General features: G+C 72.8%; 16 protein-coding genes. 5 read left to right on the top strand and 11 right to left on the bottom strand.

Translation table 11 applies throughout. The annotated features are described in order from the left end of the window. The 3 genes from ectB to thpD form a co-directional block, all read left to right on the top strand. Window positions 1-1,104 (top strand): diaminobutyrate--2-oxoglutarate transaminase (gene ectB / locus CUT83_RS23350; RefSeq protein WP_101257780.1); only part of this gene is annotated, 1,104 nt, incomplete at its 5' end. Window positions 1,105-1,238: 134 nt separating this feature from the next. Further along, complete coding sequence (locus CUT83_RS23345; protein ID WP_093655460.1) at window positions 1,239-1,643, top strand: ectoine synthase; 405 nt, start codon at window positions 1,239-1,241, stop codon at window positions 1,641-1,643. A 137-nt stretch (window positions 1,644-1,780) separates the two neighbouring features. After that, on the top strand, window positions 1,781-2,680 hold the full coding sequence (gene thpD, locus CUT83_RS23340) for an ectoine hydroxylase (RefSeq protein ID WP_101257779.1): 900 nt from the start codon (window positions 1,781-1,783) through the stop codon (window positions 2,678-2,680). 183 nt (window positions 2,681-2,863) lie between these two features. Here the strand turns inward: thpD and CUT83_RS23335 are convergent, their stop codons facing one another. Beyond that, window positions 2,864-4,870 (bottom strand): beta-galactosidase, encoded by a 2,007-nt coding sequence (locus CUT83_RS23335; protein ID WP_101257778.1) that lies wholly within the window; start codon window positions 4,868-4,870, stop codon window positions 2,864-2,866. Between the two features lie 425 nt (window positions 4,871-5,295). Here CUT83_RS23335 and CUT83_RS23330 point away from each other — a divergent pair, with 425 nt between their 5' ends. After that, entirely contained in the window at window positions 5,296-6,327 is a 1,032-nt protein-coding gene (locus CUT83_RS23330; protein ID WP_101257777.1) for a LacI family DNA-binding transcriptional regulator, read from the top strand. Between the two features lie 49 nt (window positions 6,328-6,376). Here the strand turns inward: CUT83_RS23330 and CUT83_RS23325 are convergent, their stop codons facing one another. After that, window positions 6,377-7,462 carry an aminotransferase class V-fold PLP-dependent enzyme gene (locus CUT83_RS23325; RefSeq protein WP_101257776.1) on the bottom strand — a complete coding sequence of 362 codons (1,086 nt, stop codon included), beginning with the start codon at window positions 7,460-7,462 and terminating at the stop codon, window positions 6,377-6,379. A gap of 180 nt (window positions 7,463-7,642) precedes the next feature. After that, window positions 7,643-9,172 (bottom strand): aldehyde dehydrogenase (NADP(+)), encoded by a 1,530-nt coding sequence (locus CUT83_RS23320; protein WP_240958020.1) that lies wholly within the window; start codon window positions 9,170-9,172, stop codon window positions 7,643-7,645. 194 nt (window positions 9,173-9,366) lie between these two features. Here CUT83_RS23320 and CUT83_RS23315 point away from each other — a divergent pair, with 194 nt between their 5' ends. Beyond that, complete coding sequence (locus tag CUT83_RS23315) at window positions 9,367-10,164, top strand: IclR family transcriptional regulator (RefSeq protein ID WP_101257774.1); 798 nt, start codon at window positions 9,367-9,369, stop codon at window positions 10,162-10,164. A gap of 268 nt (window positions 10,165-10,432) precedes the next feature. Here CUT83_RS23315 and CUT83_RS23310 read toward each other — a convergent pair whose 3' ends face one another. The 8 genes from CUT83_RS23310 to CUT83_RS23275 form a co-directional block, all read right to left on the bottom strand. Further along, entirely contained in the window at window positions 10,433-11,506 is a 1,074-nt protein-coding gene (locus CUT83_RS23310) for a pectinesterase family protein (RefSeq protein ID WP_101257773.1), read from the bottom strand. Window positions 11,507-11,532: 26 nt separating this feature from the next. Then, entirely contained in the window at window positions 11,533-12,879 is a 1,347-nt protein-coding gene (locus CUT83_RS23305) for a pectate lyase family protein (RefSeq protein WP_101257772.1), read from the bottom strand. A 253-nt stretch (window positions 12,880-13,132) separates the two neighbouring features. Next, window positions 13,133-14,479, bottom strand: a complete 1,347-nt coding sequence (locus CUT83_RS23300) for an ABC transporter substrate-binding protein (RefSeq protein ID WP_101257771.1) — start codon at window positions 14,477-14,479, stop codon at window positions 13,133-13,135. 151 nt (window positions 14,480-14,630) lie between these two features. Beyond that, the gene (locus tag CUT83_RS23295) at window positions 14,631-16,166 is read right to left on the bottom strand and encodes a glycoside hydrolase family 43 protein (protein WP_101257770.1); all 1,536 of its coding nucleotides are present in this window, start codon (window positions 16,164-16,166) and stop codon (window positions 14,631-14,633) included. Continuing rightward, window positions 16,163-17,089 (bottom strand): DUF6807 domain-containing protein, encoded by a 927-nt coding sequence (locus CUT83_RS23290; RefSeq protein ID WP_101257769.1) that lies wholly within the window; start codon window positions 17,087-17,089, stop codon window positions 16,163-16,165. The genes CUT83_RS23295 and CUT83_RS23290 overlap by 4 nt, the downstream gene beginning before the upstream one ends. Next, window positions 17,086-18,372 (bottom strand): Gfo/Idh/MocA family protein, encoded by a 1,287-nt coding sequence (locus CUT83_RS23285; protein WP_101257768.1) that lies wholly within the window; start codon window positions 18,370-18,372, stop codon window positions 17,086-17,088. Before CUT83_RS23285 ends, CUT83_RS23290 begins: the two co-directional genes overlap by 4 nt. Next, window positions 18,372-19,280 (bottom strand): carbohydrate ABC transporter permease, encoded by a 909-nt coding sequence (locus CUT83_RS23280; RefSeq protein ID WP_101257767.1) that lies wholly within the window; start codon window positions 19,278-19,280, stop codon window positions 18,372-18,374. The genes CUT83_RS23285 and CUT83_RS23280 overlap by 1 nt, the downstream gene beginning before the upstream one ends. Next, window positions 19,277-20,242, bottom strand: coding sequence for an ABC transporter permease subunit (locus CUT83_RS23275; RefSeq protein WP_240958019.1), 966 nt, complete (start codon window positions 20,240-20,242; stop codon window positions 19,277-19,279). The genes CUT83_RS23280 and CUT83_RS23275 overlap by 4 nt, the downstream gene beginning before the upstream one ends. Window positions 20,243-20,248: the final 6 nt, after the last annotated feature.

Raw genomic sequence — 20,248 nt, 5'->3', positions numbered from 1 at the left:
AACTACGGCCACAACAACCCGGTGCTCAAACGCGCCCTGCTGGACTACCTCGAGCGCGACGGCGTCACCCACGGCCTGGACATGTCCACCACGGCCAAGCGCGCCTTCCTGGAGACCTTCCGGGACGTGGTCCTGCGGCCGCGCGGCCTGGACCACAAGGTGATGTTCCCCGGCCCGACCGGCACCAACGCCGTCGAGGCGGCCCTGAAGCTGGCCCGCAAGGTCAAGGGCCGGGAGTCGATCGTCTCCTTCACCAACGCCTTCCACGGCATGTCGCTGGGATCCCTGGCCGTCACCGGCAACGCCTTCAAGCGCGCCGGCGCCGGCGTCCCCCTGGTCCACGGCACCCCGATGCCCTTCGACCGCTACCTCGACGGCAAGGTCGAGGACTTCCTGTGGTTCGAGCGGCTGCTGGAGGACTCCGGCTCGGGTCTGAACCGGCCGGCCGCCGTGATCGTCGAGACGGTCCAGGGCGAGGGCGGCATCAACGTCGCCCGGGCCGAGTGGCTGCGCGCCCTGGCCGACCTGTGCAAGCGGCAGGACATGCTGCTGATCGTCGACGACATCCAGATGGGCTGCGGCCGCACCGGTGCCTTCTTCTCCTTCGAGGAGGCGGGCATCACCCCCGACATCATCACCGTCTCCAAGTCCATCAGCGGCTACGGGATGCCGATGGCGCTGACCCTGTTCCGGCCCGAGCTGGACGTGTGGGAGCCCGGCGAGCACAACGGCACCTTCCGCGGCAACAACCCCGCCTTCGTCACCGCCGCGGCCACCCTGAATACCTACTGGGCGGACGGGCAGATGGAGAAGCAGACGCTCGCCCGCGGCGAGCAGGTCGAGGCCGCGCTGCGCGCCATCGCCGCCGAGCACCCCGAGGAGGTGGCCGACGTCCGGGGCCGCGGCCTGGTGTGGGGCATGGAGTTCCACGACAAGGCCCGTGCCGGCTCCGTTGCCTCCCGTGCCTTCGAGCTCGGACTGCTCATCGAGACCTCCGGCCCCGAGAGCGAGGTCGTCAAGCTGCTCCCGGCACTGACGATCTCCCCCGAGGAGCTGGACGAGGGCCTGCGCATCCTGGCCCGCGCGGTCCGCGAGACCGCCTGACACCCGCGGCACCGCCCGTCCCCGGCGCCCTTTCGGCGCCGGGGGCGTCCGGTCGCCGCACGCACCACCCGAATGGCCCATCCCGCAGGTTTTTCCCGCGGATGGGCCTCTGACCGGAAAGGCACCACTTCACCGTGATCGTCCGATCGCTACAGGAAATCGAGGACACCGACCGCCACGTCAGGTCCGCCTCCGGCACCTGGGAGAGCAAGAGGATCGTGCTCGCGAAGGAGCGTGTGGGCTTCTCGCTGCACGAGACCGTGCTCTACGCGGGCACGGAGACCTCGATGTGGTACGCCAACCACGTGGAGGCCGTCCTCTGCGTCGAGGGCGAGGCCGAGCTCACCAACGACGAGACCGGCGAGAAGCACTGGATCACCCCCGGCACCATGTACTTGCTGGACGGGCACGAGAAGCACACACTTCGTCCCAAGACGGACTTCCGTTGCGTCTGCGTCTTCAACCCGCCGGTCACCGGCCGTGAGGACCACGACGAGAACGGCGTCTACCCCCTGCTCACCGAACCGGACGAGAGCTGACACACCGCACCGGCCGAGCCAGACGGGCCGGTGCGGACGGCAGCCGAGACCACACGGGAGGCCCTGGCGAGAGAACCCGCAGCGAAGCGGCCACACGCGGGTACAGGGCCGCACGATGAGGAGAGGAAGGCAGAACCATGACCACCGCACCCGAACGCACCGCAGACCTCTACCCGACCCGGGGCGCCTCCGAGGTGATCACCCCGCGGCAGGACCCCACGGTGTGGTCCGCCCCCGGTACCCCGGGGCCGATCGAGACCGCGGACCTGGAGTCCTACGACCGGGACGGCTTCCTGGCGATCGACCAGCTCATCACCCCCGATGAGGTGGAGGTCTACAACCGGGAGCTGAACCGGCTGGTCTCGGACCCGCTGATCCGTGCGGACGAGCGTTCGATCGTGGAGCCGAAGTCCCAGGAGATCCGCTCCGTCTTCGAGGTCCACAAGATCAGCGAGGTCTTCGCCAACCTGGTGAGGGACCCGCGGGTGGTGGGCCGCGCCCGTCAGATCCTGGGCTCGGACGTGTACGTCCACCAGAGCCGGATCAACGTCAAGCCGGGCTTCGGGGCCTCGGGGTTCTACTGGCACTCCGACTTCGAGACCTGGCACGCCGAGGACGGTCTGCCGAACATGCGGACGGTCTCCGTCTCGATCGCCCTGACCGAGAACTACGAGACCAACGGCGCTCTGATGATCATGCCCGGTTCGCACCGGACGTTCCTCGGCTGCGAGGGCGCCACGCCGAAGGACAACTACAAGAAGTCCCTGCAGATGCAGGACGCGGGCACGCCGTCCGACGAGGCGCTGACCCGGCTCGCCGGCGAGCACGGCATCCGCCTGTTCACGGGCAAGCCCGGTTCGGCGACCTGGTTCGACTGCAACTGCATGCACGGTTCCGGGGACAACATCACCCCCTACCCGCGCAGCAACGTCTTCATCGTCTTCAACAGCGTGGAGAACACCGCGGTGGAGCCGTTCGCGGCGCCCGTCCCGCGCCCGGGGTTCCTCGGCGCACGGGACTTCACCCCCGTGAGGTGACCATCCCCCGTGAGGTGAGCGCTCACACGAGGTGAGGAGCGCGCGGCGCACCGTTTCCCCGCCGGACCGTACGGAACGGCCCGGCGGGGAAACGGGACGCGGAGGTGAGGGGAGGGGCGGGACCGCCACGGCGGTCCCGCCCCTCCCCTCACCTTCCCCGCCGGCCGGCCCGCGCCCCGGGGCTCACCCGTCGAGACGGACCACGCGGACCCCGCCCGCGGGGACCTCGAGCCGGCCGGCCACGCGGGTGCCGCCGAGCAGTTCGGTGCCGGACGCCTCCAGCGGCACCTGGACGTCGGCGCCGGTGTGGTTGAGGGCGAAGAGGTAGGTGCCCGGCTCCCCGGAGCGGCGCACCACCTCCACGCCGTGGGGGATCTCCTCGCGCGGGGCGATGCCCGCGTCCGCGCAGGCCGCCGCCAGCACCGCGTCGAGCCCGTCCGGGCCCAGCCGCGTCGAGACGTACCAGGCGGTGCCCCCGCCCAGCCGGTTGCGGGTGACGGCGGGGCCGCCCCCGGCCGGGCCGTCGCCGTAGGACCACACCGCCTCGGCGCCCCGCGCCACGACGGTCTCGGCCCACACGTCGGCCTCCAGCGCACCGGCCCCGGGGCCGGTGACGGTCACGGTCCGGCCCGCCCGCAGCGGCTGGAACTCCTCGACCGTCAGCCCCAGCACCTCGCGCAGCGCACCCGGGTGCGGGCCGGGGTGGACGGCGTCGTGCTCGTCGACGATGCCGGAGAAGTACGACACCACCAGGGTGCCGCCGCCGGCGACGTAGTCGCGCAGGTTCTCCCCGGCCTGCGCCGTGGCCAGGTAGAGGGCGGGGACCACCACCAGCGGATAGGCGGCAAGAGCGGCCGCGTCGGTGTGCGGGGGGACGAAGTCGGCCGTCAGACGGCGGTCGAAGAGGGCCGCGTACCAGGCCTCGGCGCGCTCGCGGGCGTCGAGGTCCCGGCTGGGGCGCCACTCCAGCTTCTGCGCCCACCACGACTGCCAGTCCCACACCACCGCCACGTCCGCGACGGTGCGGGTGCCGCGGATCTCCTCCAGCGCCGCGACGTCCGCGCCGAGCGAGACCACCTCGCGCCAGATCCGGCTGTCGGTGCCGGCGTGCGGGACCATCGCCGAGTGGAACTTCTCCGCGCCGGAGCGGGAGGCGCGCCACTGGAAGAACATCGCCCCCTCCGAGCCGCGGGCGATGTGGGCCAGGGAGTTGCGGGTCATCTCGCCGGGGCGCTTGGCGATGCCGCGCGGCTGCCAGTTGACGCCGCTGGTGGAGTGCTCCAGCAGCAGCCACGGCTCGCCGCCGGCGACCGAGCGGGTCAGGTCGGCGGCCATCGACAGATTGACGTGGTTGCGCTCGTCCTCGGCCACCAGGTAGTGGTCGTTGGTGACGATGTCCACCTCGCGGCCCCAGGCCCAGTAGTCGATGGTGTCGCACTGGGTGGGCGAGACCATGAAGTTGGTGGTGACGGGGACGCCCGGGGACAGCTCGTGCAGCAGGTCGCGCTCGCGGCGGAAGTTGGCCAGGGCGCTGTCGCTCGCGAAGCGGGCGTAGTCCAGGCGCTGGGCGGGGTTGCAGACGGTGGGGGTCGCCCGGGGCGGGGCGATCTCCTCCCAGTCCCCGTAGGTCTGCCCCCAGAAGGCGGTCCCCCAGGCGGCGTTGAGCTTCTCCAGGGTGGTGTGGCGCTCCCGCAGCCAGGTGCGGAAGGCCGCGGCGGAGATCTCGCAGTAGCACTCCAGGACGGGGACGCCGTACTCGTTGTGGACGTGCCACATCACGACCGCGGGATGCCGTCCGTAGCGCTCGCCCAGCGCGCGGGCGATCCGGGCGGAGGCCTCCTGGTAGGCGGGCGAGTTGTGGCAGATCGCGCCGCGTGAGCCGAACTCCCAGCGCACGCCCTCCCGGCTGACGGGCAGCGCCTCGGGGTGGGCCCGGTAGAACCAGGCGGGCGGCACCACGGTGGGGGTGGCCAGGTCGACGCCGATGCCGGCCTCGTGCAGCAGACCGACGATCCGGTCGAGCCGGCCGAAGTCGAAGACGCCCTCGGCGGGTTCGATCATCGCCCAGGAGAAGATCCCGACGCTGACCGTGGTCACACCGGCCTCACGCATCAGCGCGACGTCCTCGTGCCAGACCTCCTCGGGCCACTGCTCGGGGTTGTAGTCGCCGCCGTAGGCGAGGCGCACCATGCGACCTCCTGGGTGGAAGGTCCGGCCCGAGTGGGCCGGACCGAGACAGAACTGGGAACGTTCACAGCCACTTGCCGACTGCATAACCCAGAAAACATCAAGCCTGGAGCCGATGACAAGAGTCAGTCACCCTTCCCTACTGTGCACGTTCACAGCACCTTGTCGGGGGAGGGAACACGAACCACCGCACCACCCGTGCATCCGCGCGGGCCGAAGCAGCGTCGAGAAGCGCCTCTCACCCGCGAGCGGGAGGCACCCCCACCCGGGCGTGAACGCCCGGGATCCCGCGCCGGGTCACGCCGAAGGCCGGCGAGTGCGCGGGGATCCCCGACAATTGCACGTGAGACGGGGAGACGGGGAGACGGGGAGATGGGGAGACGGGGAGACGGGGAGACGGGGACGGACGCGAGGATGGGTAGTACCGCATGAGCGGCAGTGAGCGGCGGCGCCCGCCGACGATCCACGACGTGGCGCGGGAGGCCGGGGTCTCCCGCGGCACGGTCTCGCGGTTCCTCAACGGCGGGCACAACGTCAGCCCGGCCGCGGCGGACGCGGTCAGGGCCGCGGTACGCAAGACGGGCTACGTCGTCAACCGGCACGCACGCAGCCTGATCACCGGCCGTTCCGGCTCGGTGGCCTTCCTGCTCACCGAACCGCAGGAGAAGCTGTTCGAGGATCCCAACTTCAACGTGCTGCTGCGCGGCTGCACCCGGGCGCTGGCCGCTCACGACATCCCGCTGCTGCTGATGACCGCCGGTACGCCCGCCGAGCGGCGCCGTGTCGTGCGCTACGTCACCGCGGGCCATGTCGACGGCGTCCTGCTGGTGTCCAGCCACACCGGCGACCCGGTGGCCGAGCAGCTGTTGAAGGCCGGCGTACCGGTGGTCGCCGGCGGCAGGCCGGTCGACCGCGGCGGGCGTACCGTCAGGATCGCCCATGTGGCGGCCGACGACCGCGACGGCGCCCGCGGCATCGTGCGGCATCTGGTCTCGCTCGGGCGCCGCCGCATCGCCACGGTCGCCGGACCGCCGGACACCCCCGGCGGAGTGGACCGGCTGGCGGGCTGGCGCGAGGTGCTGGCCGAGGCCGGGCTCCCGGCCGGCGACGAGCTGGTCGCCCACGGCGACTACAGCCGCGCCGGCGGTCGGCGGGCCGCCGCCGAACTGCTCGAGCGGGTACCGGGGATGGACGCGCTGTTCGTCGCCTCCGACCTGATGGCGCGCGGTGCGCTGACCGCGCTGGAGCGGGCCGGGCGGCGGGTGCCCGACGACGTCGCCGTCGGCGGCTTCGACGACTCGCCGGCCGCCGTCGCCGGACTCCCGGAACTGACCACCGTCCGCCAGCCGTGGGACCGGATCAGCTCGGAGATGGTGCGGGTGCTGCTGGGCCTGATCGGCGGCGAGGAGCCGTCGGCGGTGATCCTGCCGACCGAGCTGGTGCGCAGGCAGTCGGCGTGACCGCAAGGCCCCGGGGCACGCCGGCCCCGGGGCCCTCGGCCGCTCGGGGTCACGCCCGGGGCAGCGCCGCCAGCAGCCGCTCCACGTCCTCGGCCGTGTTGTACAGGTGGAAGGCAGCGCGCAGGTTCCCCTCCCGGACGGAGACCTCCACCCCCGCCTCCCTCAGCACGTCGGCCGCCCCGCCCAGGTGGGGCACCGCGACGATGGCCGAGTCGCCGGGCACCGGACGGTGGCCCAGCCCGGCGGCGCCGGCGCGGAAGCGGGCGGCCAGGGCCCGGTCGTGGGCGCCGATCGCCTCCGGCCCGGCCTCCTCGATCAGGCCCAGGGAGCGCTCGGCGCCCAGGTAGGGCAGGAAGGCCGGGGAGACGTCGAAGCGGCGGGCGGAGCGGGCCAGCTCCTCCACCGTCCCGTAGCAGCTGTCCCAGGGCCGCTCCCCCGCCATCCATCCGGCCTGCGAGGCCACCAGCCCCCCGCCGTCCCCGGGCACGGTGAGGAAGGAGGTGCCGCGCGGGCACAACAGCCACTTGTAGGCGCCGCACACGGTGTAGTCGAAGGCTCCCGCGTCCAGCGGCAGCCAGCCGGCGGCCTGGGTGGTGTCCACCAGAGTGCGGGCTCCGTGGGCCCGTGCGGCCCCGGCGACGGCGGCGAGGTCCGCGAGGCGGCCGTCGGCCGACTGCACGGCGCTGACGGCCACCAGCGCGGTGCCGGGCCGGACGGCGTCCGCCAGGTCCTGAAGCGGGGCGGTGCGCAGCTTGAGGTCGGCGCGCATCGCGAACGGGTTGACCAGGGAGCTGAAGTCGCCGTCGGCCACCAGCACCTCGGCGCCGGGCGGCAGCGAGCCCGCGACCAGCGAGACATGCGCGGAGACGGCCCCTCCCAGCGCCACCCTGTCCGGGGTCAGGCCGACCAGCCGGGCGAAGCGGGCACGCGCCTGTTCGATCACGGCGAACCAGCGCGTCATGTCGATGCGCCCCTCCACCGTCTCCTGCACCGCCTCCCGCAGGACGCCGGCGGTACGGGCCGGTGTCAGGCCGTGCGAGGCGGTGTTCAGATAGACGGTCGTCGGCGCGAACTCGGCCCGCGCGAGGTCCCGCAGGTCCGGCAGGTCCGGTGCTCCCGGCAGTGATGTCTCCATGCACGCCACTGTGTCGCCCCGGTTCGCTCCTGTCCATGGCGAATTGTCTTGGACGATCTCCAAGCCTCGCTTATGGACGGAGGATTCCTCCCCTCCTGCCCGCCTCCCGCCCGCCGCGGAAACGCCCGTGGCCGCCCCCCGCGGAGAGCGGCCACGCGAGGAGCCCCGGGCCCCGGGCGCTCAGCCCTCGCGGCGTCCGTCCACCCGGCGCGGCAGGCCGAGCGGGTTGTCGTCGCGCAGTTCCTCGGGCAGCAGCGCCGGCGGGGTGTCCTGGTAGGCGACCGGACGCAGCCAGCGCTCGACAGCCGTGGCGCCGACCGAGGTGGAGGTGGAGGTGGTGGCCGGGTAGGGGCCGCCGTGGTGCTGGGCGGGGGCGACCGCGACACCGGTGGGCCAGCCGTTGACCAGGACCCGCCCGGCCAGCGCCGTCAGCTCGGCCAGCAGCCGGGCCGCGGTGCCGCCTTCCTGCCCCGCCTCCTCCCCGGCGATGTGGAGGGTGGCGGTGAGGTTGCCGGACAGCCTGGCCAGCACGGCGCTGACCTCGCCGGCGTCCCGGTAGCGGGCGACGACGGTGACGGGCCCGAAGCACTCCTCCAGCAGCAGTGCGTGTTGTTCGGAGCCGGCGAGCCGCTCCGCCGGGACGGTGAGGAAGCCCGCGCCCACGGTCTGCTCCTCGCCCTCGGCCGCGGCGACCGGCGCCGTCACGTCCTCCAGCTCCGCCCGGGCCCTCACCCCGGCCAGGAACGCCTCGCGCATCCGGGTGTCCAGCAGCGGCCCGCGGGCGGCCCCGGCGACGGAGTCGGCCAGGGCCCCCAGCAGCCGGTCGCCAAACTCGCCCTCGGGGGCGAGGACCAGCCCCGGCTTGGTGCAGAACTGCCCCGAGCCCAGCGTCATCGACCCGGCCAGCCCGCCGCCGATCTCCTCGGCGCGCTCCCTGGCCGCCGCCTCGGTGACGACGACCGGATTGAGACTGCCCAGCTCGCCGTGGAAGGGGATGGGCACCGGGCGGGCCGCGGCGGCGTCGAACAGGGCCCGGCCGCCCCGGATCGAGCCGGTGAACCCGGCCGCGGCGACCAGCGGGTGCTTCACCAGCTCCACACCCGCGTCGAAGCCGTGCACCACACGGACGACGTCCTCGGGCAGACCGGCGCGGGCGGCCGCGCGGCGCAGCGCGGCCGCGCACAGCTCGGAGGTGGCCGGATGGTCGGGGTGCGCCTTGACCACGACCGGGCAGCCCGCCGCGAGCGCGCTGGCGGTGTCGCCGCCGGGGACGGAGAAGGCCAGGGGGAAGTTGGAGGCCGCGTAGACCGCCACGACGCCCAGGGGGATCTTGTAGCGGCGCAGATCGGGCCGGGGCGGGGTGAGCGAGGCGTCGGCGTGGTCGATGACGACGTCCAGGTACGCGCCGTCGGCGACCTCGTCGGCGAAGGCGAGCAGCTGGTAGGTGGTGCGGCCCAGCTCGCCGTTCAGCCGGACCTCGCCCAGCGCGGTCTCGGCGTCCGCGGTGGCGACGATCTCACCGCGGGCGGCCTCCAGCTCCTCGGCGGCCGCGCGCAGCAGGGCGATCCGCGCGGTGCGGCCCGCCAGCTCGCCGCGGGCGGCGTGGGCGGCGCGTACGACCGCGTCGACATCGGCTGCCGTGGCCTCGGCCGCGACCTGTTCACGCCGCTTCCCCGTCCTGGGGTCGACACTCCACACTGGTACTGCCACCGCTGAACTCCTCCTTCGAAACGGCCGCCGACCGGGCGGCGGCAGGGGGCGACGGGACCGGCGGGGGCGCGTCCGGGACACCGGGCGCCGAAGACTGTCCCCCCGGAGACCTCGTTCGATATACTGAACGCCGTCCCTATGTGTGAATAACCATCTGGGACTCTATGGCCGGTCGAGCGAAAGGGTCAAGGTCGATGCCTTCTGCGCACGGGGGCGCCCCCGGCAGGAAACCGGAGGCGGGCGGGGCACAGGTCAAGTCGGCGGTACGCACCGTGGAACTGCTGGAGTTCTTCGCCGGACAGCCCGGCATGCACACCCTCGCCGCCGTCCAGGAAGCCGTCGGCTACCCCAAGTCCAGCCTCTACATGCTGCTGCGCACACTCGTGGAACTGGGCTGGATCGAGACCGACGCCACCGGCACCCGCTACGGCATCGGAGTGCGCGCCCTGCTGGTGGGCACCTCCTACATCGACGGCGACGAGGTCGTGGCCGCCTCCCGCCCCACCCTGGACCGGCTCTCCGACGACACCACCGAGACCATCCACCTCGCCCGGCTGGACGGCACCAACGTCGTCTACCTCGCCACCCGGCAGTCGCAGCACTACCTGCGTCCCTTCACCCGGGTGGGACGACGCCTGCCCGCGCACTCCACCTCGCTGGGCAAGGCCCTGCTGGCCACCTACGACGACGACCAGGTCCGCGCGATGCTCCCCGAAACCCTGGCACCGCTGACCGAGCACACCGTCACCGACCGCGGCAAGCTCATCGAGGAACTGCACCAGATCCGCGAACAGGGCTACGCGGTCGACCGCGAGGAGAACACCCTGGGACTGAGCTGCTTCGGCGTCGCCATCCCCTACCGCACCCCCGCACGGGACGCCATCAGCTGCTCGGTCCCGGTGGCACGGCTGACCCCCGCACACGAACAGACCATCAAGGACGCCCTGTTCGACGCGCGCGACCGGCTCGCCCTGGCCACCCGCCACCTGTAGTCCCGTAACCCCTCCCGCTCCGGCCCGATCCCCCACCGAAGTCGCAGACCCCCTCCCCCGCACGGGGAGGCGGTTCCCCTCCTGGCAGGAATCGGCGCACGCGACCGCACCCAGGCGGTCATCACCGCCTACGAGAGCGGCTTCGTCATCCCCGGCCCGCACCGAACCGGCCCGGCCCGCACCGAACCGGCCCGTGCCGCGCCCGGCCGGCACGGGCCGGACGGGCGCGGCACCCACCGCGAGGAGACTCAGCCGACCGCGAGGAGACTCAGCCGACCGCGGGACGCCAGCCGCCCAGATAGGCCGCCGGCGTGTGCTCGGCGGCCCCGGCCGCCGTCAGCCGCGGACGCTCGGCCGGATCGGCGACGGCCGCGCCCGGCCCCCGGTTGGCCCACTCCCGGAAGAAGAACCCCTGCCACGGGTACTGCTCCCGCATGTTCGCGTACGGCCGGGCCGCGTCGATGCCGGCCCCCAGCAGGCTGTCGCGCACCACCAGGCCCGGCCGGGCCCCCGGATCGCTGCTGGGCACCCAGGGCCGGGCCAGCTTGTACGCGCCGGCCGGCGCGGTGGTGGTGATCCGGCAGCGGTGGGCAAGGTAGCCGTACCGGGTGCCGGCGGCCGTCGACGGCGCGAAGACGAACCCGTACGGGGTGAAGTCCACCTCCCGGTCCAGGGTGCGCAGTTCGCAGCCGTGGAAGACCGCGGTCGCCCGGCCGAAGACGAAGTCCACGTCCCCCTCGACATAGCAGCGGTGGAACAACTGCCGCGCGGTGAGCGAGACATGCCGCGTGTCGGCGTACAGGGTGTCCTGGTGGCCGAGGAAGCGGCAGCGGTCGAACAGCGACCGGTCACCCATCACCTTGATCGCCACCGCCTGGGTGCCGCTGGTGATCTCCGGGTGGTCGGCGCGCAGCCAGTCGTTGGCGAAGGTGATCCGCCGGGCGGTGAAGCCGTCGGGCCGGGCGGTGACCGTGGCGCTGCCGGAGGTGCCGTAGGTCCCGGACCCGTCGGGTCTGGGGGTCCCCGCCGCGTTGTCGTGGACGATGACGGTGTCGCGGGGATCGCCGGTGCCGCCCAGCAGGGTCAGCCCGGTCTTGCTCTCCGGAATCTTCACCGTCTCGCGGTGGACGCCGGGGGCCAGAACGATGGTCCAGGGCGTCCCGGGATGGTCGGGCGTGGCGTCCACGGCCTCCTGCACGGTGGCGAAGTCGCCGCCGCCGTCCGGTGCGACCCTCAGCCGCGGCCCGGCGTGGGCGGGCCCGGCGTGGGCCCGGCCCGCCAGGGCCACACCGAGGGCGGCGCCGGCTCCGGCCAGAAGCGCGCCGCGCCGGGTGGTGCCCACTCGTGGCCTGCTCGTCGGCGCCCCGCTCACCTGCGGCCCTTTCCGTCCCTGACCTTGATCTCCCCTGCCCCGGCGTACCGGTCCACCAGGTACGGGACGGCCAGCGGGTGGTGGACGCGGGTGCGCAGGGTGGGAGTCCAGCCCGCGTCGTCGCCCAGGAGGCGGTCGGGGTTGGCGGCGTTGTACGCGCCCAGCAGGTCCACGTACCGGCCGTTGACCCAGTTGTTCCGCTCGGTCATGGAGGTGCCGGGGGTCCACTGGCGGATGCTGTCGGCCGGGGTCAGACCCTTGTGGAGGGTGAAGGCGTTGTGCTCGGCGACGAGCGCGGCCTCCTTGCCGATGCCCCAGGTGTAGCCGTACTTGGCGCCCTCGTTCTGCTTGAAGTGGTTGTTGTAGGCGTCCACCTGGCCGAAACGCACGCGCGGGGCACGCTCGTTGACGTCCTCGAAGAGGTTGTGGTGGAAGGTGGTGCGCAGCTTGCCGCGGTCGTCGGCCTCGGCCTTGTCGCTGTTGCCCAGCAGGATGGTCTTGTCGTGCTCGGTGAAGACGTTCCAGCTCACCGTCACCAGATCGGCGCCGCGCACGATGTCGAGCAGGCCGTCGTGCTGCTGGAAGAGCTGCCCGAAGTAGCGCGGCTGTTCGCTGTCGGGGCGGCGGCCGTCGGTGAAGGTGTTGTGGTCGATCCAGACGTGGCGGGAGCCGTGGACGACGACGTTGTCGTACTCCGAGTTCCAGGCTCCGTTCTCGCCGTCGGTGGGGTCCCACTGCGGGAAGCAGTCGTAGGTGTCCTCGAAGGTGATGTTGCGGACGATGACGTTCTCCACGCCCCGGATCTGGAGGCTGGCGCCGAGGATGGTGGCGTCCTCGCCCACCCCGATCAGGGTGGTGTTGGAGCCGACCTTGAGCTTGACCCGCTTGTTCTGCTCGGCGGCCGAGGCGGCTCGGGCCTCCTCCATCGGCCCCGAGGGTTCGTTCTCGCCCCAGACCTCGGGGTCGTACGCCTGGAGGTACTTCTCCGGGGTGTAGCCGTCGCGCTGGTAGTCCTCGCAGGTCAGCGGCCTCCCCTGGTCGTCGGCATTGCCATGGACGGTGCCCTTGACCTTGATGATCTTCGGCGTGTCGTCACCGTCGTTCAGCGCTGCGGCCAGCTCGGCGCGGTTGGTGACGGTGAAGACGTGGTCGGCGTCGGCGGCGGCGCCGCCGGTGGTGCCGCCCTCGGCCGAGGCCCAGCCGTCGTTCTTCGGCAGGACGGCGCGGACCTGGTCACCGCCGTGGCGCGGTGCCGCCTGGGCGGGTACGGCGAGGGCCGCCAGGGCGAGCGAGGCACACCCTGTCAGGGCTATGACACGCGCTTGGCACACTTTTCTCTGCACTGCGACTCCTTAGGACGTGTTCGGTCGTACGGGTCGTGCGGGTCGTACGGGTCGTGCGGGTCGTACGGGTCGTACGGGTCGTACGGGTCGTACGGGTCGTGCGGGTCGTGCGGGTTGTGCGAGGAGGGCCCGGGGACGCCCCGGGTTCCGGGGGGGGGCGCCCGGTGGTCGCGGACGGCGCGGCGGGCCGGCCCGCCCCCGGGCGAGGGCGGCGGGGCGGTCCGGTGCGGTACCGCCCCGCCGCGGCGGGGCGTCAGCCCTTCTGCTCGCTCCACTCGGCCTGGGCCTCGTTGAGCCGCTTCGCCAGGTCGTCGGCGAACTCCTTGGCCGTCATCCGCCCCAGCAGCAGCTTCTGGAAGTTGGGCTCGGTGTCGGCCTTGCTGATGCTGTTCCAGTCCGGCAGGTAGTACGGCAGCTGGACGATCTTGGTGTTCGGGTCGTCGAGCGACTCCATGGCCGCCTTGGTGGGCTTGGCCTTGTTGATCCACTCGTCGTCCGCGGCGTCGGTGTGGGCCGGGATGGCGCCCGCCGACTCGTTCCAGAGGCTGTTCATCTCGGCGGACGCGGCGAACTCGATGAACTTCCAGGCCGCCGCCTTGTTCCCGCTGGACTTGAACAGCCCCATCCCGTCGACCGGGTTGGAGACCAGGGTGCGCGGGCCGCCCTCGGAGGAGGCCGGCATCGGCAGTCCGTCCACGCCGTCCTCGCCGAACGCCTTCACATGGTCGGTGTAGGAGCCCAGATTGTGCTGGAGCATCCCGACCTCACCGCCGGTGAAGGTGGCGACCATCTTGGTGAAGTCGTTGTTCAGGTCGGCCTTGGGTGTGTACTTGTTGTACAGACCGACGTACTTCTCCAGCGCCTCGACGTTCTTCGGGTCGTTGACGGTGGTCCTGTCGCCGTCCCAGAAGCTCTCGATGCCCGACTGGGCGTACATCATCTCCAGCGCCTGGGCGACGGAGCCCGCGCCGCCGCGGATGGTGAAGCCGAACCGGTTGTTCTTCCTGTCGGTCAGCTCCTCGGCGGCCGTGTAGAAGTTCTCCCAGGTGGTGGGGCCCTCCAGGCCGGCCGCCTCGAACAGGTCGGTGCGGTACCACAGCACGCCCTGGTTGGCGGAGGTCGGGACGGTGAACATCTGGTCCTTCTCGCCCCCGGCGGCCTTGACGCTCTCGACCATGCCGTTGACCAGCTTGCCCTTCAGGGGGCCTCCCTCGATCCGGTCGCCGACCGGGTCCAGGGCGCCCTGGGCGACCATGTTGGCGAGGTAGGCCGTGCCGACCATGCCGACGTCCGGCAGGCTGTCGCCGCCGCCCTGGATGGCGGTGTCGTACTTGGACTGCACGTCGGCGATGGGTATGCCGACGTACTCCACGTCGATCTCGGGGTTCTCCTTCTCGAACTCGGTGATGATCTTCTTCCAGACCTCGGTGCGCACACCGCCGTTGTTGTCCCAGAAGACGACCTTCCCCTCGCCCTCGCCCTCGCTGCCCGTCTCGGTGCCCGAGCCGCCGCAGGCGGTGGCGGTCAGGGCGAGGGACGCGCTGATGCCCAGGGCCAGCAGGGTGCGGGCACGGGGTCTGCGGCTGATGTTTCCACTCATCGTCGAGTCTCTTTCCTGGTCGTGCGTTTCCGCGTGGGTGTTCGTGGGTTGCGGGGTTGCGGGGTGTCCTGGGAGACGGGGTCGGACCGTGCGGGGTGCGCGGGGTGTCCGGGTGCGGTTGTCCGGGTGCGGGGGTGTCCGGCGGACCGGATCAGGTGACGCGGAACCGGGTGAAGTCCGCGGTTCCGGCCGGCTCGCCGCCTTCGGGAGCGGCGGCGAACAGGCCGAGCTGGGCGCCCACCCAGCGCCATGAGGTCGCGGCGAAGGGCGGGCCGGAGGGGAGGAAGCCGGTGTCGTCCCCGGTGCGCGCCGAGAACAGGCAGCGGGCACCGGGGAGGAGTTCGACGCGCAGGCGGGCGCGGCCGCCCGGCGCGGGCCGGGAGCGCGCGGCGTCCCGCTCGTGCGCGGCGGCGGGTTCGGCGAAGCGGTGGACCAGGCGGGTCGTCCCCGAGGCGTCCCGCTCCAGGCCGATCCAGGCGAACGCGTCGCCCAGTACGGCCAGTCCGGCCCTGGCACCGCTGCCCGTGCCGTCCAGCCGCAGCTCGACCTCGACCGCGCACGGGCGGCCGGGCAGCCGCTGGACCAGTACGTTCGGCAGCCGGCGCAGGTCCTGGGCGTCGGCGGTGCGGCGGCAGACCAGCCGCAGCCCGTCACCGCCGTGGGCGACCGTCCAGCCCTGCCCCGGATTGGCGGTCCAGGACCACTGGTGGCCGAAGCGGCCGCCGGGGAAGTCGTCGTCGGTGGCGGGGGCCGCGGGGCGCTCGGTGTCCACGGGCGGACGGTGGGCGGCGACGGGTTCTCCCCCGTCGCCGATCACCGGCCAGCCGTGCTCGTCCCAGTCCATCGGCTGCAGGTGCACCACCCGCCCGTACGCGCCGCGCTGCTGGAAGTGCAGGAACCAGTCGGATCCGTCGGCCGCCCGCACCCACGCCCCCTGGTGCGGGCCGTTGACGCCGCTGCGGCCCTGGGCGAGCACGATGCGCTCCTCGTAGGGGCCGAAGACCTCCCGGGAGCGGAACGCGCCCTGCCAGCCGGTCTCCACTCCCCCGGCCGGGGCGAAGATCCAGTACCAGCCGCCGTGCCGGTAGAGCTTGGGGCCCTCCAGGGTGAACCAGCCGGGCAGCGCGTCGCCGTCGACGACCGTGCGGCCGGCGTCGAGCAGTTCGCGGCCGTCGGGGCTCATCCGGTGGCCGGTCAGCCGGTTCTTGATCCCGGAGCGGGACTTCGCCCAGGCGTGCACCAGGTAGGCGCGGCCGTCGGTGTCCCACAGCGGGCAGGGGTCGATCAGTCCGCGGCCGGCCTTCAGCAGGTGCGGTCTGCTCCACGGGCCCCGTACGTCCTCGGCGCTGATCTGGTGGATGCCGTGGTCGGGGTCGCCCCAGAAGATCCAGAAGCGGCCGGCGTGGTGGCGGATGGACGGCGCCCACACCCCGCAGTCGTGGCGCGGGACGGTGAACGCCTGCTCCGGCTCCAGCCGCTTCAGGGCGTGGCCGACGATCCGCCAGTTGACCAGGTCCCGGGAGTGGAGGATCGGCAGGCCGGGGGCGCGGCCGAAGCTGGAGGCGGTCAGGTAGTAGTCGTCGCCGACGCGGATGGCGTCGGGGTCGGACCAGTCGGCGTCCAGCACCGGGTTGCGGTACGTGCCGGCCGGTGCGGTGGGGGCCGGGGCCACCGGGAGGGCCGTCATCGGGACCCCTCCTTCCCGGTGAGCCGGGCGGCGACCCCGGCGGCGGCGGCCCGCTCCAGCCGCCCGTCGGCGACACCGGTGACCACCCGCCGCACCACCGGCCGCCCGGCCGGCAGCGGCAGTCTGCCGTCCCAGGCCAGCGCGGAGCCGACGCCCGGGTACTCGGCGGCGCGTACGAACCATCGGTCGCGGCGGGTGTCCTCGGTGGCCCCGGCGAACACCAGCGTCCAGGCGTCGGTCGCCATGGCCAGCCAGGGCGCCCGCGAGCCGTGCACCGCCTCCTCGCCCTCGGCGTCCCCGGTGAACACCTCCGGCGGGCGGGGGCCGACGGGCGGACGCCAGAAGAAGCCGCCGTAGCCGGCGCCGGGGCGGCCGTTGGTGGCCGGGCTGCCCACCGACAGCTCCTCGCCGCAGACGTTGGTGAGCTCGGTGGTGAAGTCCAGCGCCCAGCAGTCCGCGTCCAGCGCCCGCGCGGTGACGGTGCGGCGCTCGGTCAGCAGCCGCCGCCCGTCCCGCTGCCAGGCGACCTCCTCGGTGAAGCCGTTCTCACTCAGGTCGGTCCAGCCCAGGTGGTCCTGGTGCCCGTGGTTGTCCAGCTCGACCGGTCCCCGGTCGCGGACGAAGGTGCGCCCGCCCCAGAAGTTGGCGCCGCCGACGTCGGGGACGGCCATGCTCACCCCGAGGTGGTGCACATGGTCGGCGGGCCGCAGCTCGGTGACGGCGGTGCCGCCCAGGGTGCGTACGGGGTGCAGGTAGGGGCGCGGCGACTCCCTCCCGGCCAGGCGCGGCCGGTACTCGTAGCGGGCCACGGTCCTTCCGGCGCAGCGCAGTTCGACGGACCCGGCGGCTTCGGAGGTCCCGGGGGTCCCGGGGGTCCCGGGGGTCCCGGGGGTCCCGGGGGTTTCCGGGTGCGGCGCGGTCATGCCCCGGCTCCCTTCCGCTCGGGCTCCCGCCCGGGCTGCGGTCCGGGCTGCGGTCCGGGCCGGGCCGCCGGGGCGGCCCAGGGAGCGCGCGGGCCGGAGCCGTCGGACAGCTCGGAGTACAGGGCCAGCTCCTCGGCCCCCGCCGCGACCAGCTCGTCGATGCCGGTGACGACGCGCCGGGCGGAGCCCTCGGCGCCGGTACCGTTGCCGGTGCCGGGCTCGGTGCGCCAGGCGCCGCCGGGCAGCGGGACCGGCTCGGGCGCGGTGCGCACGGCCTCCACCAGCCGCATGAAGGCGCCGGTGCGCTCGGGCGGCACCAGCAGCTCCTCGCCGTCGGCGAGGTGTGCCACGAGGTTGCGCAGCAGGTCGGTGCGGGCGTGCTCGGTGGTCTCGGGCGCGTGCCCGTCGCGTTCCAGCAGCAGGCGGTCCTGCTTGTACCAGAAGGTGATCCGGCCGCCGGTGCCGTGGACGACGACGTAGGGCTCGCCGGGCCGCTCGGCGCACAGGGTCACGGCCGCGGTGATCTCGCCCGCCGTCCCGTCGCCGTGCGCGGTGCGCAGCCGGACGCAGGAGGTGTCGTCGGACTCGATGGCGTTGGCCCGGTACAGCTCCAGCTCGATGCCGGCGACGTCCTCGGCGCGGTCGCCGCCGTCGATGCGCAGCGCGGTGGCCACCGCGTGGGCCAGGGGGTTGGTGAGGACGCCGTCCACCACGTCCCGGCCCTCCAGGCGGCGCCGGCCGGCCCAGGGAGCGCGCTCCCAGTAGGCCAGGTCCCGGCTCCAGGCGCCGGCCGCGCCGATGCCGCGCACCGCGCCGATCGCGCCGTCGGCGATCAGGTCGCGCACCGCGGTGACGGCGTGCGAGCCCAGCGACTGGAAGCCGATCTGGCAGGCGACGCCCGCCGCCCGCACCCCCTTCACCATCCGCTCGAACTCCGCGTACGAAGGCGCGGGCGGTTTCTCCAGCAGCAGGTGCACGCCCCGCTCGGCGGCGGCCAGCGCCAGGTCGGTGTGGGTGTGGATCGGGGTGCAGACCACGGCGATCCGCGCGCCGGTGCTCTCCAGCAGTGCGGCGAAGTCGGCCGACTGCTCGGGGCTGCCGAGGCCGGCCAGCTCGCCCTCGTCCAGCGGGGTCAGCTCGCAGATCCCGGCCGGGCGGACCAGTCCCTCCCGCGCGAGGCGGCGGATGTTGTCCAGGTGCCGGCGGCCGTGGCCGCGGGCGCCGGCCAGCACCACCGGCAGGGCGGGGGCAGCGGCGTCGGCCGCGGTGGAGGCGGGTGCCATCAGCCCTTCACCGCCCCAGCGCTGAAGCCGGTGATCAGCCACTTCTGGATGAAGGCGAAGATGATCACCACGGGCACGGCGGCGACCACACCGCCCGCCGCGAGCGCGCCCAGGTCCACGCTGTCCGAGCCGATGAGGGTGTTCAGGCCCACCGGGATCGTCTGCTTCTCCTGCGAGGAGAGGAACATCAGGGCGAACAGGAAGTGGTTCCAGCTGTGCACGAAGGCGAAGGAGCCCACCGCGATCAGCCCGGGCCGCAGCATCGGCAGCACGATGGCCGCGAACGCCCGCAGCCGGGAGCAGCCGTCCACCCAGGCGGCCTCCTCCAGCGACTCGGGGACGTTCTTGATGAAGCCGCTGATCAGGATCATCGACAGCGGAAGCTGGAAGACCGTCTCCGCGATGATCACACTCCACATGGAGTTGATGAGCTGGAGGCCCCGGAAGGTCTCGAACAGCGGGACCAGCATCAGCGCGCCGGGGATGAACTGCGAGCACAGCAGCGCCAGCATGAAGGCGTTCTTCATCCGGAACCGGAAGCGCGCCAGGGCGTACCCGCCGGCCAGGGCCACCGCCATCGTCATCACCATCGAGGCGATGCCGACCTGGGTGCTGTTGAGGAAGTAGGTGCCGAAGCTGCGCTCCATCCAGACCTTCTCGAAGTGCTCGCCGGTCATCGGCCAGGGCACCAGCGAGGTGGAACCGGAGGGGCGGAGCGCGAACAGCAGCATCCAGTAGAAGGGGATGAGGGTGAAGAGCAGGTAGATGCCCAGGGGCAGGTAGATCTGCCAGCGCGGCGGCCCGTCGTCGAGCTTGCGCTGCCGTGCCTTCCTGCGGGCCGGGGGCGGGGTCTCCCCGTCGGCCGGGGCGGGCGCCTGGGCGCCCTTCTCCACGATCGCCGCGGTCACTTGTCGTCGCCTCCGAACTTGCTCAGGCGCAGATAGAGGATCGAGCAGAAGAAGAGGATCACGAAGGCCACGGTGGTCAGCGCGGAGGCGTAGCCGAAGTCGTGGCCCTCGATCCCGGTGTTGGCGACGTAGAGCGGGAGCGTGGTGGTCACGCCGGCCGGTCCGCCGCCGGTGAGGGTGTAGAGCAGGTCGACGTTGTTGAACTCCCACACCGCGCGCAGCAGGGTGGAGAGGATGATCGCGTCCTTCAGGTGCGGCAGGGTGATGTGCCAGAACTGCCGGAAGCGGCCGGCGCCGTCCACCGAGGCCGCCTCGTACAGGTCCTTGGAGATGGACTGCAGGTCGGCGAGGATGAGGATCGCGAAGAAGGGGACGCCGCGCCACAGTTCGGCCAGCACGGCGGCCCAGAAGACGGTCCCGGTGTCGGAGAGGACGGAGGTGCCGTACTCGCCGATGCCGGCGTCCGCCAGGTAGCGGCTCAGGCCCGTGGAGGGGTTGTACAGCAGGATCCAGATGGTGGTGGTGAGCACACCGGAGACGGCCCAGGGCGAGAAGACCAGGGCCCGGGCGATGCCGCGGCCGACGAACGTCTGATTGACGATCAGGGCGAGCGCCAGGCCGAAGACGAGCTGGAGCCCGACCTCGGCGACGACCCACTTGGCGCTGAAGGCGAGGGTCTGCCAGAACAGCGGATCCTCGAAGAAGATCTCCCGGAAGTTGTCCAGACCCGCGAAGCCGTTCCGCCAGGGCTTGGTGACGTTGTAGTGCTGGAGGCTGTAGTAGAGGACGCTGAGCATCGGGTAGGCGATGAAGCCCAGCATCAGCAGCCCGGCGGGCGCGATCAGCAGGTACGGCAGGCCGCGCTTCCCGGTGAGCCCGGTCTTCCCCTGCTTTCCCGGCTTCCCCGGTTTCCCCGGCCTCCCCGGCAGGGGGCGCTTCTTCGGCACGGCGGTGAGGGCCATTGCCGG

Origin of the sequence: Streptomyces barkulensis (assembly GCF_002843305.1) — a bacterium.
Lineage (GTDB): Bacteria > Actinomycetota > Actinomycetes > Streptomycetales > Streptomycetaceae > Streptomyces > Streptomyces barkulensis.
Note: the sequence above shows the minus strand (reverse complement) of the source record. Positions and strands in the feature narration are given on the sequence as shown.

Coding starts and splice junctions, on each gene's coding strand:
- thpD (WP_101257779.1), top strand. CDS start 1,781: ATGACCACCGCACCCGAACGCACCGCAGACCTCTACCCGACCCGGGGC.
- CUT83_RS23335 (WP_101257778.1), bottom strand. CDS start 4,870: ATGGTGCGCCTCGCCTACGGCGGCGACTACAACCCCGAGCAGTGGCCC.
- CUT83_RS23330 (WP_101257777.1), top strand. CDS start 5,296: ATGAGCGGCAGTGAGCGGCGGCGCCCGCCGACGATCCACGACGTGGCG.
- CUT83_RS23325 (WP_101257776.1), bottom strand. CDS start 7,462: ATGGAGACATCACTGCCGGGAGCACCGGACCTGCCGGACCTGCGGGAC.
- CUT83_RS23315 (WP_101257774.1), top strand. CDS start 9,367: ATGCCTTCTGCGCACGGGGGCGCCCCCGGCAGGAAACCGGAGGCGGGC.
- CUT83_RS23300 (WP_101257771.1), bottom strand. CDS start 14,479: ATGAGTGGAAACATCAGCCGCAGACCCCGTGCCCGCACCCTGCTGGCC.
- CUT83_RS23295 (WP_101257770.1), bottom strand. CDS start 16,166: ATGACGGCCCTCCCGGTGGCCCCGGCCCCCACCGCACCGGCCGGCACG.
- CUT83_RS23290 (WP_101257769.1), bottom strand. CDS start 17,089: ATGACCGCGCCGCACCCGGAAACCCCCGGGACCCCCGGGACCCCCGGG.
- CUT83_RS23285 (WP_101257768.1), bottom strand. CDS start 18,372: ATGGCACCCGCCTCCACCGCGGCCGACGCCGCTGCCCCCGCCCTGCCG.
- CUT83_RS23275 (WP_240958019.1), bottom strand. CDS start 20,242: ATGGCCCTCACCGCCGTGCCGAAGAAGCGCCCCCTGCCGGGGAGGCCG.